At 59.5% G+C, this 14,228-nt stretch carries 17 protein-coding genes; all 17 read right to left on the bottom strand.

The genetic code is table 11. The features are described 5' to 3' along the window. Positions 1–675 precede the first annotated feature (675 nt). From ACM3N8_RS01885 to ACM3N8_RS01805, 17 genes are read right to left on the bottom strand one after another with little or no spacing between them, the layout of a single operon-like run. Positions 676–2,286 carry a hypothetical protein gene (locus ACM3N8_RS01885; protein ID WP_416015378.1) on the bottom strand — a complete coding sequence of 537 codons (1,611 nt, stop codon included), beginning with the start codon at positions 2,284–2,286 and terminating at the stop codon, positions 676–678. Continuing rightward, positions 2,283–2,843, bottom strand: a complete 561-nt coding sequence (locus tag ACM3N8_RS01880) for a hypothetical protein (protein WP_416015377.1) — start codon at positions 2,841–2,843, stop codon at positions 2,283–2,285. The genes ACM3N8_RS01885 and ACM3N8_RS01880 overlap by 4 nt, the downstream gene beginning before the upstream one ends. After that, positions 2,840–3,526 (bottom strand): hypothetical protein, encoded by a 687-nt coding sequence (locus ACM3N8_RS01875; RefSeq protein ID WP_416015376.1) that lies wholly within the window; start codon positions 3,524–3,526, stop codon positions 2,840–2,842. Before ACM3N8_RS01875 ends, ACM3N8_RS01880 begins: the two co-directional genes overlap by 4 nt. A gap of 27 nt (positions 3,527–3,553) precedes the next feature. Further along, positions 3,554–6,661, bottom strand: a complete 3,108-nt coding sequence (locus ACM3N8_RS01870; protein ID WP_416015375.1) for a phage tail protein — start codon at positions 6,659–6,661, stop codon at positions 3,554–3,556. Then, positions 6,661–7,341: a phage tail protein gene (locus tag ACM3N8_RS01865; protein WP_416015374.1), complete on the bottom strand. Its 681-nt coding sequence runs from the start codon at positions 7,339–7,341 to the stop codon at positions 6,661–6,663. The genes ACM3N8_RS01870 and ACM3N8_RS01865 overlap by 1 nt, the downstream gene beginning before the upstream one ends. Next, positions 7,334–8,521, bottom strand: a complete 1,188-nt coding sequence (locus tag ACM3N8_RS01860; protein WP_416015373.1) for a baseplate J/gp47 family protein — start codon at positions 8,519–8,521, stop codon at positions 7,334–7,336. Before ACM3N8_RS01860 ends, ACM3N8_RS01865 begins: the two co-directional genes overlap by 8 nt. Then, positions 8,518–8,841 (bottom strand): DUF2590 family protein, encoded by a 324-nt coding sequence (locus ACM3N8_RS01855; protein ID WP_411597657.1) that lies wholly within the window; start codon positions 8,839–8,841, stop codon positions 8,518–8,520. Before ACM3N8_RS01855 ends, ACM3N8_RS01860 begins: the two co-directional genes overlap by 4 nt. Beyond that, on the bottom strand, positions 8,841–10,613 hold the full coding sequence (locus ACM3N8_RS01850; RefSeq protein WP_416015372.1) for a phage tail tape measure protein: 1,773 nt from the start codon (positions 10,611–10,613) through the stop codon (positions 8,841–8,843). The genes ACM3N8_RS01855 and ACM3N8_RS01850 overlap by 1 nt, the downstream gene beginning before the upstream one ends. A gap of 6 nt (positions 10,614–10,619) precedes the next feature. Beyond that, positions 10,620–10,754, bottom strand: a complete 135-nt coding sequence (locus tag ACM3N8_RS01845) for a DUF6890 family protein (RefSeq protein ID WP_416015880.1) — start codon at positions 10,752–10,754, stop codon at positions 10,620–10,622. A 50-nt stretch (positions 10,755–10,804) separates the two neighbouring features. Continuing rightward, entirely contained in the window at positions 10,805–11,065 is a 261-nt protein-coding gene (locus ACM3N8_RS01840) for a putative phage tail assembly chaperone (protein WP_226169276.1), read from the bottom strand. Then, entirely contained in the window at positions 11,062–11,295 is a 234-nt protein-coding gene (locus tag ACM3N8_RS01835) for a hypothetical protein (protein WP_416015878.1), read from the bottom strand. The genes ACM3N8_RS01840 and ACM3N8_RS01835 overlap by 4 nt, the downstream gene beginning before the upstream one ends. Beyond that, the gene (locus ACM3N8_RS01830) at positions 11,189–11,632 is read right to left on the bottom strand and encodes a hypothetical protein (RefSeq protein WP_416015371.1); all 444 of its coding nucleotides are present in this window, start codon (positions 11,630–11,632) and stop codon (positions 11,189–11,191) included. Before ACM3N8_RS01830 ends, ACM3N8_RS01835 begins: the two co-directional genes overlap by 107 nt. Then, complete coding sequence (locus ACM3N8_RS01825; protein WP_416015370.1) at positions 11,629–12,090, bottom strand: glycoside hydrolase family 104 protein; 462 nt, start codon at positions 12,088–12,090, stop codon at positions 11,629–11,631. Before ACM3N8_RS01825 ends, ACM3N8_RS01830 begins: the two co-directional genes overlap by 4 nt. Beyond that, positions 12,077–12,403, bottom strand: coding sequence for a phage holin, lambda family (locus ACM3N8_RS01820; RefSeq protein WP_005892368.1), 327 nt, complete (start codon positions 12,401–12,403; stop codon positions 12,077–12,079). Before ACM3N8_RS01820 ends, ACM3N8_RS01825 begins: the two co-directional genes overlap by 14 nt. Before the next feature lie 25 nt (positions 12,404–12,428). Next, positions 12,429–12,638, bottom strand: a complete 210-nt coding sequence (locus ACM3N8_RS01815) for a TraR/DksA family transcriptional regulator (protein ID WP_416015369.1) — start codon at positions 12,636–12,638, stop codon at positions 12,429–12,431. Positions 12,639–12,641: 3 nt separating this feature from the next. Further along, entirely contained in the window at positions 12,642–13,097 is a 456-nt protein-coding gene (locus tag ACM3N8_RS01810) for a phage protein (protein ID WP_010636107.1), read from the bottom strand. 3 nt (positions 13,098–13,100) lie between these two features. After that, on the bottom strand, positions 13,101–14,225 hold the full coding sequence (locus ACM3N8_RS01805) for a DUF2586 domain-containing protein (RefSeq protein ID WP_416015368.1): 1,125 nt from the start codon (positions 14,223–14,225) through the stop codon (positions 13,101–13,103). Positions 14,226–14,228: the final 3 nt, after the last annotated feature.

Genomic DNA, 14,228 nt, shown 5'->3' with positions numbered 1-14,228 from the left:
GTTTTGTAAGTTTTTTTAGTTTTTAGTGTCCGCAATGTGTCCACGGCTCTGATAAACTGACCACGCTTATAGGGCCAACCACATCTCACAGGCTTCTATTTTCCGTGAGATAAGCCAACAAGTACATCAGGGTCACATTCCCCCTTCAAAATTTCAGTTCTCAGAGGACCCCTTCTTGCACCTAAGCGTCTGAAACAAAACGCCTTCCAGCCAGCTCCAAGCAACCTCGCAGATCCTCCCCGATCATTCAAATCCCCACGGAAAGTACGACCATCCCAATACATTCAACGAGTTACGTTTTCACCTTCGTTATCCAGAGCCCCGCCGAACTGTAAAACCCTACAATTTCTTTCGATCCTTTCAGATCCTCAATGGGCCGCAGATCCTTTATCTGGCGCGGTCTGGGCCTATGGTTTTGCGGTAATCCACTTTTGCAAAAAATTTTATTGATGCGGCGCGCAGGCGGGAGCGGAAGAGCGCGGATTCCGTGGCGCAGACGCGGCGGTGGGCGTCGCCGCCGTGTGCTCGGAGGCTGTGAGCGTGCTCAGGCTTCACGTATGATGCAGCCCTGCCCGATGGTGCCTCTTCATGCGGCGCCATTCCCTGGCCATGCTCAGGCGCTGTCAGGCAGATAGAAGAAGGCCCCACGGTGTGGGGCTTTCTTCGCTTGGTGGGTTACTCGATGATGGGGGAGAGGGTGCTTGCCAGTTGGCCGGCCTGCTCGCTCTGGCCGATGAATGTATCGGCACTGGTTGGCGGTGGGCCGCCGTGGTTATGGCTGGCGGCGGTGGCGGCCAGTTGCTCCACCACGTTCATCAGCTGGTTGAGCAGGCGGAAGATGTTCACCCCATCGCTACCCATCCACGACTTGGGCGATTCGAAGTGCTGCAGCTCGCCGGCCAGTGCCCGACGAACCAGGGCGATATCTTCATCCAGGTTGCCGCCGGCTGTCTGGCTCATGTTACCGGCGCTGCCCAGGATCATGTCTTCGGCGGTCAGCATTTCGATATCCCCGAGCGCCTCGATGCACTTCATGCCCCCGATCTCTTCCACGCTACTGGCCAAGGCGCTCATCCGGTGCTTACCGAACTCGCCCAGGTACTCGTCTGCCTCGCGGATCATCTGCATAGCCTTGTCGTGCTGGCGGCGGTCAGTATGGCGTGACTGGTTGCCCACGGTATCGGTACGGCTGAACACCTCGGCCCGTTGCTGCTGTAGCTGCTCGCCCGGGGCGATATCCGGCAGAGGCCAGCCAGTGCCCAGGATGGTACGGATGAACGGCCGGTCTGCCCGACCAAAGGCAAACCCCAGCTCGACCATGGTCCCCTCGATGGGGAACTGCATCAGCCCCTGCTCAGGCCCGCCAAACATGACCGGTAGTGGCACAGCTCGATAGAGCGGTGTCCCTTCATCTGGCTCGCCATTCTCACCATACAGCTGAACATCGACCGCATAGCGAGGACGAAACGGGTCATTGAGCTGACCGGCGGCGGCCTGGTCGCTGATGGCCTCAACCCGCCCGAACTTTGGCAGGTGCATGTTGTCGGCCAGCTCTGGGAACTCCCCCTCCATCTTGCGCCGCTCCGCCGACTTCACCGGTTTACCTGGTGTGGCCGTGGTCAGGGTCATTTCGTCACCCTTGAGTCGTACCCGCTCCACCCGCTTGCCGTTGACGATGGCCCCCGGGCGCATGGCCGGGATCAGGGCCAGAGTGATGGCGTTACCGGCTTGGCGGGCCGAGAAGGCCGAGTCCAGCTCCACCGCCTTATCTGCCCAGCGGCTATGGGCATGACTGCCCACGAAGATGGCGCCATCTGGTTGTTGATGCCAGATGAAATCCGGCACCGAGAAGGCGCGGCCCGCATTATCGAGCAGCTGATAGCCGGTGCCGGCGCTGGTGAAGTTGGGGATCGGGGTGTCGGTGTAGTCTGCCCCGTCCGGCAGCAAGAAGGTGAGCTGGGTCTGGTCAGTCAGCCAGGCCAGCAGGCTGCGCAGGGTGGCATGCTGGATACTGACAGGGAACTTACTGCCCAGGATCCCGGCCAACTCACGACAGAGTAGCTTGCTGGTACCGTTGGCGGCGGGTTGTACGTCATAGACATAACCGGTGAACCAGCGGCGCAGTTCCCCGTTGTAGCCGGTATCCAGAGTCAGGGTCTGCCCCTTGGTCGCAGTCCCGTCGATGGTCAGGGAGGCGCGGCCACCGGCAGAGAGGTCGAGCACAATATCATGGTCAACCAGGTGGGCTGGTTTACCCCCCAAAGTCAGATTGGTCGATAATTTCACGCCATTACGTCTCCCAGCTTGTCATCCAGTCCCTTCATCACCTTCTCCCAGGAACTGAGCTGCTCCTGCTCAGACGCTGCCGCGCTGCTGTCTGTTTTCGCCGGCGTGGCATTGGCGGTGCCTTGCCCTACGGTGGCAGCAGCCTTGGGGAGGCGCTGCTCGCGCTTCTCCGGTACCGAGTTATGTTCGCGCAGGGTGAACTGCACCTGCCACGCCAGCAGGCCTTCCTGCTCGCTGGCGGTGATGCGGCCGGCAAACTTGGCCTGGCGCACCTTCACCGATTTGGCGAGCAGTGACCCGACCCGGTAGATATGGCGTTTGCCGCCGTCACCCTTGGCATCAGCCAACTCAAACAGGCGGCTCAGGGTCTTCTCGTCTTTGAACGGTACCAGCCCGGACACATCCAGCTCCTTGGCCTTCTCGCCCTGCTCCGAGCGGCTGGTTGAGCTGGTTTGGCCGCTGTTGTCCTTGTCCTGAAACTGCATCGATGCAGAGATCCGCATCGACTTCATCACAATGGGCTCACCGTCCAGGGTGAGCATGGCCGTTCTACTCATTGGGTTAACTCCTGCCAGTAGGTGAGGGGGGAAGGGGAGAGCAGCAGGGCGCCGACCGTCATGCTGTGGCTGTGGTCAGGGTGCCCGCTGTCGAGCAGCTGTGCAGCGAGGCTGGCCGGATCGCCATAGCCGTGCCAGTTCCACAGCATTCCGGCAAGACTTGGCTTGTGGGCCAGTGCCTCATCCAGTTCAGCAACCCGGGCTGCACGCTTGGCGGTCAGCACGGCCAGCTTGGCGCGGGTGGCAGCCGGTGCCGGCGAGTTCCCCTCGCTTTCCTGCAAGGCATCTTTGGCAGCCGTCAGCACCAAGCGGCGGCGCAGCGGATCCCAGATCAGCGGTTCGTCAGCCTTCCAGCGCGACACCATGGCCGCTGTTGGCTTGGCCATGGTGTCGTTGCTGGCAGTCAGGCGGCGCAGGGTGGCGCACCATTCCGGCAGCGGCAGCACGGCGCACACCTGCGCCAGTTTGGTGGCCAGTTCAGTCTCGCTGGTACCGGCAATCAGCCAGGCTACCGCATGGAGCGGACCAGCCGGAAGATGGGGATCAGCACCATCCTGCAGTTTGGCGGCCATGGCCTTGATGGCGTTGGGGGCGGCCAGGATGTATCGGCCCCCTTGCTGTTGGCCAATGCTGTGTTGATGTAGGGTAAATGCGAGGCAACAACCTGATATCAGTAATTCCATCAAATAGCCCTCTTTTATCAGCGAGGCTTATTTCGACTCAATTGCATCGAGCCTAGCGGCTAAGCCACGCATGATGAATCTGTTTAACTCATTATCTCGGAATGAGTACCGGCTACCAGCAGGAGTAACCAGCGCGCCTTTGTCATCAAACTCATCAATCCACTCGTCATAACAGATAAATGAGTATGCAAAAGGGTCTAATTCCTGTTCTTTCATTATTTGCATAGTTTTCTGCACAGTTAATCCGCAGTGGAGTCTGTCACCCCGGGTGTCTAGCCATTCCCATATACCCAGCTCTCGTGAAAGGTTGGATGCAGCAGCTATTTCAGCCGTAGTAAACGGACGAACAGGAGTTTTTAGCGTGGCGTCTGAGGTAGTCTGAGTGCCGTTGGAAAAAAAGCCGGTTTTGTAACGATTAGCCGAACGCCCGAAGTCAACTGCGGCATCAGCCATAGGGTACGTCACACCGTCTAACTTAGTGGTTGTTTTAGCTACATAATTTCCAGTGCCAGCACTATCAAATGAAAGCACCATGTCACCAATGGATGTCACATCCATTTTTATCGATGCACTAGAAGCAGCATTGGTGATAGGAATGGAGTCTACCGCGACGACTTTGCCATTAGGGAGTACTACCGTACATCCGGCAGAGGAGTTTGCTTTTATAACGCCTAAGGTTGCTGCTCCCTTGCCATCTATCGTGCCCCCTTCATCACACACTGTATCAGTCAGCGTGTTTGACTCACACACAGCACCGTTCCCAAAAACAATATTAGAGTTTGTAGAGTTCAGGCCATACTCCCCGTTGAGACGTACAACCGCACTATCTGCAACGATGCCTGAAATGTTACGAGCATCCATTCCACTGCCTTTATTGCAAATTGACTGTCCACTATTGAAGGTAATAAACCCGCCACCAATTGTAAAAGCACCCTGCTGACCATTGCCTGCTGCAATGCTACCATTGGCGACAATATCTCCACTCGCCTCAGATTCATAGCCGGTTGCTCCATTCCCAATTGATGCTGTATATTTTGATGTAATAGAACCACAACTAGCAGCCTGGAATCCGCGCCATCCATTTGAGCAAATAGCTCCTTGGTATAACACAAAGCTTCCACCAGCTACTTGCAGGCCATTATTGGTCCATTCAACAATACCAAAGTTACGACACCACACTGCGCCACGTTGTAAGTTATTACTTTCTGTGCTGTCTGTATTTAATTGGTCTGATGAGGCTCCAATCTGCAATCCATCGGAGTAACCGTCAGCGGCAACTCCGCTTGATATATCGAACCGACTGGCCAGTATTAGATTCTGCATAGAGCGCAGCGTAGTGCCTGCGATAGCTATACCGCGTTGAGTCACTGGCCAGCGCAATATTGTTTTAATAGGGATGCAGCGTGCTCCAGTGACAGTCAGCGCAGGCCAAGTGGCATTCAAAGTGTGCTTTACCGTGACGTTGTTACCGGACACCGCAGTGACTTTCCAGACCCCCTCTGCGACTCTGCAGTCTCCTGTTCCGACGACATAGCCAACATACAGATAGTTACCCACCGCTACATCTGCGGCAGTGGTCAGCGTATAAGTGACGGTATAGTTCTTGGCAGAACCTGTAACCGCGAAAATACCTGAGCACGATACCTGTGCGGACTCTGGCCCGACTAGGTCGATGTTAATCGCAGAATGGCTATTTATTTCGACCTGTAATGGGATCGAAATATCTCCAGCAGGGAGGTGAATGGTTATTGGAGAGTCAGGGATCACATTGTTGATGTGATTCATAAATACTGGCACTTGAGCGGTAGACAAAGAAATGAGCGTGCAACCAGGTAGGCTCACCTTCTTCTCAGTGGCCAATGCTAGCAGTAGTGCCGCCGCATCGTTTGCCACCCCATTACAAAGTCCACCAAAATCTTTTATGTGTATTGTATCTGTGTTTTTATCATGCTGCGTTCGCTTGGTTGCACCAGTAAATGGCTGGATAACTCCAATGAGAGCATCCCCATTATCTGTATTTACAAGATCACATCTGAAAGTTTTATCAGTTATCGGTTCCCATGTATCTGCAACAGTGCCACTCGAACTTTCTAGCGTCTCGTCAGCAGACACATCCTTCGGTAGTGCTCCTAACCATGCATAAACCTCGGTTCCATTTTTACTCAGTAGAACCTGATTTACATTCTGGATTCTGATCTTGGTTCCGAACTGGCCGATCAGGTCATATCCAGCTTCGGCCATCGAGCGCTTCCAGAGGGCGAAGGTGTCAGGGATGGCACCTGAACCGCCGATGCCACCCTGCCCACGGCCATCAATAACAGTGTTGTCAGCTTGCACGGTACCCAACTTGGCCACGTAGTGCGGATAGCCATTGCTGTCCACATGGTCGGTCAAGTCCGCCACGCTGGTGATGATGGTGAAGTGGTTCTGATGCTCAGAGAGCAGCGAACCGGACCGGTGCACATCCACCCAGACGCCGATCGGTTTGGTGCCCGGGTGAATGACCTCCGGCTGTTTCATCTCGATGCGCAGGCCTCCAACGATGGCCACGCCCTGGGTAACCTGATGGCCGCCATCCTGTTGCACGACCTTGAAACCATCACCAATGAAGGTGTGATGGCCATAGAGCTGGCTGGCCAGCTGGCGCAGATCTTCATCCTGCCCGCGCAGGCGGGCTGCATAGTCAATCTGCCAAGTGCCGGCATCCACGTTGGTGAGGGTGGCCTCGGCGGCCTGGTCGTATCCCATCAGCATGGACTTGACCAAGGAGTTACCGGTCTGGCCAGTGGTCTGGTCGGTCTTGAGCTTGGTCTCTCGCCCCTTGTAGACAATCATCCCGATCACGCCGTTCTGCTTGTTGCGCAGGTACATGGCGTTGAACGAGAAGTCGCCGATCGTGGTATCCATCACGATGGTGTAGGCCACCGCGTTGTTGTTGATGCGGCCGCGCTGGTCAACGTTCTGGCGGTGCACGATCTGACTCTCCAGCGGTAGGCCGGTGGCCGGGTCAATGGGGGAGGTGATATCCAGATTCGGGATATCAGCCAGGATGAATTCATCCAGTACGACCGGTTGTTCTGCGGCTAGGCTGGACTGCCAATATTGTTCGAATGCGTTGGTAATGACCTGGCTCATCAGGACTCCTTGCGGGGCAGGGTAGCCCCGTAAACGTGTTGAATGAAATGGATTTGACCGGCGCGCAAGTACCCCTTGCAGGCGGGTTTATTGAGGGTTGCGGCAAATACCTGGTGCCCCATGTCAATGTGGCCAGCATGCAGGTAGCCCACGGCGGGATAGAGCACCTGGAAGCGGTAACGGCGGCAGGTGCGGCCATAGTGCTGGATCAGGGTCTCCATCAGTTGCTGATTGGCGGCCAAGGCGCTGTCGGCCACCTCGATGGTGATGACGTCCCAGGGGGTAGCGTCTTGGCGTTCATGAAGCTCACACCAGCCGATGCCCAGACGCTCAAAGATGCGCTTGAAACCGGCCACTTCGCCCGAGTCCTGGGCATTGATGAAGGCGTACTTCACCCTCTTGCGGAACAGGTCAAGCGGTTCCCCCTTGAAGCGGGTGATGTCCCGCTCCCAGGCGATCAGCGCCAGCATGGCCTCCGAGCAGGTCATCGGGTCTTGCTGGGTCAGCGGTTGCAGCAGCCAGCCGCGCAGGCGACGCCAGAAGGCCATGATGCCTTTGGCCAGGAATGCCGGCTCTTGCACTCCCTCGGCGATGGTCTTGCCGTCTTCCCACCAGGGGGCCGTGCTGTCTGGCAACTGCGGGGCCTTGTCCTGGTGGTTGAGTTCGGAGGTCTTAGTCATGGAGGAACACCTCCAGCGCACTCAGGCGCGGGATGGCGAGGCCAGAGACGATATCCAGCTCGGTGAAGTGCAGGCTCTTTATCTCGGTGAATGCCTGATGAAGCTCGCGGCCAAGCTGGCTCAGTGAAAAGCGAGACTGCGGCCACGCCCGGGTCACGGAGGGATAGTCCGCTGACTGGCGAAAGGCCGCCTTCACCATCAGTTCCACCTCACGTTTGAGCGTCAGCCGCTGTTCGGCTGTCATGTTCTCGGCCGGCCACAGCTCCAGGTGCAGCGAGTGCTCTGTTTCCGGCATGGCCATCACCTGCAGGTCATCGCCGTGACCGTGGTTGCCCTGGTTGTTCACGTAGTCATTGAGCTTTTCGATCAAGCTGGCGGGGGTGGACCCCACTTCCAGCAGGATGAAGGCATTGGCGGTACCCGGGCCCCGCGGTGCGTCGTGCTCGAAGAAGATGTGATCGGCGCGGATCCCCGCCACGCTGGCGAGCATGGAGCGATAGATGGCGTCGATGTGATAGCGACCCACCGCCGAGAACTGGTTCTGAATGCGCAGGCCAAGGGCGTCATTGCTCTCGGCATCGGCACCCTGGGTGGTGATCCAATCCCGGTCAGCGTTGCGAGCGGACAGGATGCCGGTCACCGGTTTGCTCAGCAGGTTGTAATAGCCGGGGGCCAGATTCCAGGCGCCGCCGGCGAACTCAGCCTCACAGACTACTTTGGCCACGGCTTCACCGGCGGGGCTCACCATCTCTTGCAGCGGTTTCAGGCGGTAGATGGTGCCGTTGATGCGCTCGGTGGTGATCCAGACATCGGCCGGGATGGTGACGGCCTCGCTCGGGTTGACCTTGATGAAGTTGACCAGGCCCCGGGTCTTCTGGGCAGCCTTGCGGGTGAGATCCACATCCCACGCCTTGAGGTCGAGATAGGCATCATTGGCGGTGGCTGCAAAGCTGGCTGGCAGCACATGGCCCGCCAGCAGGGTGCGGATCAGCCACAGCGCCGGGGTGATGACCACGCCGCGCACCAGACGCCAGAACGGTGACACGTCGCTGTCGTTGGTGATGAGGGAGCCGGCGGCCTCCACCTCCTTCTTGAGCTCGACCTCCATGGCCTGCTCGGTTGTCGGTACCCCGCTTTTCGCCAGCAGGGCCACAAAATCCACGGTTGGGCGCAGGTTCACAGGGTTACCTCCAGGGAGCCAAATTCATAGGTGCGAGCGGTGACCAGGATCCGGTCTGGTGCCTCTTCGCTGATAACGATGGTGCCCGGGATCAGGCGCTCGTCGTTCTCGACCAGCAGCTCTATCTCGGTCATCACGTCGGCGCGCAGGGTAGGGCTGCGCTCGCCGATGAGCTTGCGGGCCAGCCCCGACTCCATGATGCGGTGCTTGATGTCCTGGCCGATGCTGTGGCGGTCTTGCGTCATGCGCGGCTGGCCGCCGGCATCGAGCTGCCATGCACCGTCTATGACCAGGATGTCGATGTATTTGGGATCGCTCATCACGGCGTCTCCAACCAAGCGTTCTCGGCCATCTGCTCCGGCGTCATCGGGTTCTGGCTGGTCATGTGCACTTCGCCGATGTGAATGGCCTTGGTTGGCTTCTGGTTGGCTGTCGTCGCGGCCACATTGGCCTGGATCAGCTGCTGGCCAAGGCCACCGGATGGGATGCTGCTTTGGCCGCCCTGGCGATAACGGGCGAGCGGGGCATTGATGTTCTCGGGGTTCGGCAGGTTGAGGTCAGGCATGGAGCCTCCCTCGATATTGACGCCCGGGATCATGTTGAGCTTGTCGATCAGCCAGTCGATAGACTTGCCGAGCAACTGGAACACGCCCCAATCGGAGAAGGTTTTTTTCAGGTCATCCCAGTAGTAGATGACAGCGGCGACAGCACCGAGCAGCAGCACTATCCCGGCGATGATCAGGCCGATAGGGTTGGCATACATGGCAATATTGACGGCAAGCATGATGGCCCGGAACGATGCCATCCCCGCCTTGAGCAGGTTGAGCGGGGCCATGATGACGGTCCAGGCGATGCCGAGCCCCAGGGTGGCCAACTTGGCGAGCCCGGCGACCAGCATCCACGCCCCGGTGACCATGCTCAGGCCAACGATGGTCAACATGGCATAGCTCACCACCTTGGTCAGGTTCGGGAAAAGGTGAGTCCAGCGCAGCACATCATTGGCACCATCGGCAAAGACGCCGACCACCGCATTGATGGCAGGCAGCACCACGCCGAAGGCGGCGGCACGGATGGCAAACCATGCTTGCGTCACCCGTTCCCACTGGTCGGTCATGGCGGCGGCCATCTGCTCGGCCTTGCCCATGCCGTGGGTGTTGGCCAGCGCGTTGATGTTGGTGGCCAGCCCCTTGGTGTTGGTCATCAGCAGCTTGATCATGGCCACCGCTTCATCCGAGCCGAACGCCTTCTTGAGCTCGTCCCCCTCGGCCACGCTCATGGTCTCGCCGTAACGCATCTTGAGCTTGTCCAGGATGGTCAGCACCGGCAGCATGTTGCCTGCCGAATCGGTGAACTGCATGCCGAGCGCCTTCTGAGCGCCACCGACACCAGCCAGGAACGACTTGAACTTGGTACCAGCCTCGCCGCCACTCATGGTGGCTTGCAGTTGGCCGATCACGGCGAACTGCTCATCCATCGAGATGCCGGCGGCGGTGGCGTTGGCACCGATAGCTCCAAAGGCATCGGCCATGCCCTGGCCGGTGGTCTTGAACAACTGCACCGCGAGCGCGGTTTTGCCGGCCACGTCCTCCACCCAGTTGGCCTTGCCCATCTGTTTGGCCTGCTGCTCGAAGATGCCGTACATGGTGCCCATGTAGTTGGTGATGGTGGCGGTATCGGCCTTGGTGGCCTTGGCCAGGGTGGTGGAGGCTCGGGTAAAAGCGGGCAGCTCGTTCCCTTCCAGTCCGGCGATCGCAGACTGGATATCGTAAGAAGAACGGACGATCTCGGTTGCAGATTCGCCGTATTGCACTGACAGCTTGAGGGCTTCACGGCCCAGCGCTCCGAGCACATCCTTTTGCACATCGAGGGAGGCCACTTCCGCCAGCGCCCGATCCATCTCAATGGCGGGACCGAGGGCCCCCTGGATCGCCATGACGCCGCCGGCGACAGTAGTCGCCCCCATGGCCATGTTGCTCCAGCCCTGGCGGCCAGCCTTGCTGACCTTGTCCATCTGGGCATTGATGCCAGCAAGGGGCTTGGTGACCTGGTCAACCAAGGCCACCTGCATCATCAACTTTTCCATCCAGGCCATCGTTCTCTATCCGTTCAGTGCTTTGGCAATGCCCTCGGCCACGGCGGCGGCGTTGGACTCTTGGTTGTGTTTGTCTAACCAGATGGCGCGAGCCAGGTTGTCGAGGTCGTCATCCTCATGGGGCAAGTAGTGGCGCCTCAGTGCCAGTACCTGCTCCAGTTGGTTGCGCTCGATGGCCTCGGCACGCGCGGTCAGTTTTTTACGGTGATTTCCAGATCAGGGGCGAACTCTTTGTTGATCGCGCCCGCCAGCTGCAGCGCGGCACTGGGACGCTTGAGCAGGTCATCGAGGGCCTCTTTGCTCTCGGTGCAGACGATCTTCTTGAGGTAGTTGTGAGCTGGCGCCACCTTGTCGTTGGGCATCATGTCGTTGATGAAGCCGTTGTAGGCGGTCATGGTCGGTTCAAAGCTGATGTCGGTACCGGCGATGGTCAGGGTGATCTTCTTGCTCATGGGGTGGTTTCCTCTTGGGTTATCCAGTCGTTCAGGGTGTTGAGTTGGGTCTGGCAGCGGCGCAGCGTCGTCTGCAGGGTGGGGATAAACCGCACGGCGTCGCCGTAGGTGGTCCCCGTAAAGTCAGGCTCCGGGCAGTGGGGCACCAGCCCCGGCGGTGGTAGCCGCTTCACTACCTGGGTTTTCACCACGGTGGTGGGCTGGCTGGAGCAGGCGCAAAGCGCTACCAGGCAGAGGCTCGCGAGCGCAATCCGGGCGGCCTTCCGGTGGCGTGGCCAAGGCTTGTTGCAGTTCATCGGCGGTTTTCCTGTTCTGGTTGTCGAGCTCGGTCAATACCGCGTTCTGGTTGTCGAGCAGCAGACGCAACCCCTTTGCTTGCAGTTGCAGAGCTAGGAGCTCGGTCGCTTGCTGGCCGTTGGCTGTCTGCAAGGTGCCGATGGTCTCGTTGGCCGATGCCAGCGCTTTGCCACGGCTATCCAGCATGCGACTGCCCAGGAACAGGGCTGCGCCCATGACCAGAACCAGGACAAACAACAGGTTGGAAAACAGTTCCTTGAAAATGCTCATGCCAGCACCCCGCCGAACTCGGTGAACTTGGTCAGCAGGTCAGCCAGCTTGTGTTCGCGCTGGCCGTAGCCGGCGCCGGGCAGGCTGGCCCAGATGTTGGCGCACTTGGCGATCGCCTGGGGGATGCGACCATCGATCACATCGGCCAGCGCTTTGCGCTCGCGGATCAACTGGATTGCCCAGGCATCTTGTGATTCAGGGCCAAAGTCCGGCAGGCCGAGCTGGTCACGGTAGTGGGCCCAGTGTTTCGACAGGTGCTGATAGCGCCCGGCGGCGGTGCTGCTCAGGGTCTTGTTGACCTGCACCAGCACGTTCGGGTGGGTGCGGTAGTCGGTGAAGACCCCCGCCGGATTGACCAGCTTGTCGTATCCGTCATCGCCCCGGCCCTTGGTGCCCTCGGAAAAGGCGAGCATGTCGAGAAAGGCGGCCACTTGCGGGTGGCATTTACTGCGCGGCATTGTTGTCCTCCTTCTTGCGCAGCATCAGGGCTGCACGGTCGCGGATGATGTCGATCCCAAGCAGTCCCACCATGCCACCCAGCAACGGGGTGGCCTCCTGGGGGATCCCGAGCAAGTGGGTCCCGGTGGCGGCCGCCAAGGTGATGAGGCCACACAACAGGGATTCGATCAGTCGGCGGCGACCCCGCCCACCGGCATAGGTGATGCGCAGGAAGGCGATGGCAAGTGCCAGCAGTGCCCCATAGACGGCGGGCCAGTTGTCCATCAGCCAGGCCAGCAGGGCGGCCCAGAGGGTGGGGTCTTTGTTTGGCATAGGGTTCATATCCCGTTCTCGATGCTTATTGGCCGCGACGCTCTGCGCGGCTCTGGCAGGGCACACACTTGCGTACCCCTGGTACTCGCTGGCAGCGTTCCTCCGGGATCGGGTCGTCGCACGCTTCGCAAAGGTGCAAGCTCTCGCCCTGGTAGTGGCTGCGGCCAAGCTGGTTATCCAACTGGGCCGCCAGCATCCGTTCGGCGTGTTGGGTGGCGCGGTCGATCAGATCCATCCGTTAGCCCTTGAGGTGACGGGTGTCGTCAGCCGACAGGTACGGCATGCCGTTGATGTGCACGAAGTCGGGGGAGGTGACGAACCCCTTGATTTTGTGCACCCCCTTGCTGCCGCCCTTAGGATCGACATCGAGCAGGTCAGAGATCGTCAGCTTCACGCCGAAGGCTTCCACCTTCATGGTCTCGTCGCCGGTGTCGGCGTAGAACAGCACATCGTCCGGCTTCATGCCGCGCCAGCTGCCCTGGCTCTTGGCGCTTTCACACAGAAGCTTGAAGTTCTTGGCATCGAGCTCGAACTCCAGCTCTGCGGCCACATCCCCATCGACATAGCCATCAGGGATGCCACGGGTTTGCGCCACGGCGCTGTTGTCGGTGATAGAGAGGCTGGCCTTCTCGATGTGCACCATGGTGCCCATCAGGGTGGTGTCGAAGGACTGGCCTGAAATACGGCGGGTCATGGGTTAGCCCTCCCCATTGTTGAGGCTCAAATCGAGCATGATGTTGACGGTGATCCCCTTGGGGCAGTCCACGGTGCGCACCACCACATAGATGGAGACCAGGTTCTTGGCGGTCCACGTGATGGTGATGTCGCCATCCTTGGGGGAGGCGATGTCGCCCGGGAACGGCTGGCCGTTGATGGTGGTGGCGCTGGCCATCTGACGCAGGTCCTTGCCGAAGAACATGACGGCGGCGGCGGTGCTGCCTGGGGTGGAGTTGAACGAGCGGTCACCGATGCGGGCGATGGCGCGCAGGCGCATCCGGCGGGCGACCTTGTAGGCCACTCGCAGGTTTTCGATCACCTGGTAGTCGCCGCCCTCGGCGTCCAGGGTGCGGCCATCGGCCCAATAGACACCGTCATAGTCCGGGTACCACATCGGCACCGAGTAGCGGCTTTGTTCCAGGGTCTGCAGGGTGGCCAGCGGCAGTTCGGTGCCGTCCTTGTCCTTGGGGGTAGCGCCAAGGCTGACCACTGCGCCGGTTTTCACCCGGCAAGGGCTATCAGCGATGCTCACTGCCCGGTTGCACAGGCGGCCGGCGTAAGCCCCGATAAGGTTGGGCCACAGCTGCGGGACCAGGGAGACCGATTCAGCCGCGATGCCATTCTGCAGGGCGGCCAGCTCTGCCTCATATTCGCTCCAGTCCTGACCGCCCTCGGTGGTGGAGACAATGCCCGGTACCGCCAGCAGCATGGCTTGCCAGCGCCCCCACTTGGCGATCATCTCCTGGTTGAGGGCGTGGGCGGCGTTGATTTTGGTCGCGTCCCACTCCTGCCCCAGCACCACGACTGCCTCGAATGACTGGGTTTTCTGGGCGGTGCGAACGGCATCCTTCCAATCCATGTCGGTCGGCAGCACAAAGGCGGCGGCCGTCCAGTTCTGGCCGGCGTTGTCGCGGGCGGCCAGTAGGTTGGTTTTCAGTTCGCTGTCAGCCTCGCCCAGCAGCGTGTCAAAGTCAGACTGGGTATTGAGCGAGAGCAGCTTGTTGGTGTTGGTCGGCGCACTGCCGATGAACAGCAGGTGACGCTCGACTTCCGTCACTGGCCCCTGCATCTGGTTCAAGTTGTTGATCTGTACATAAGGCCACATGGC

This window comes from Aeromonas sp. A04 (assembly GCF_047780465.1).
GTDB lineage: Bacteria > Pseudomonadota > Gammaproteobacteria > Enterobacterales > Aeromonadaceae > Aeromonas > Aeromonas bestiarum.
The sequence above is the reverse complement of the archived record's forward strand: the minus strand, read 5'-3'. Positions and strand labels throughout refer to the sequence as shown.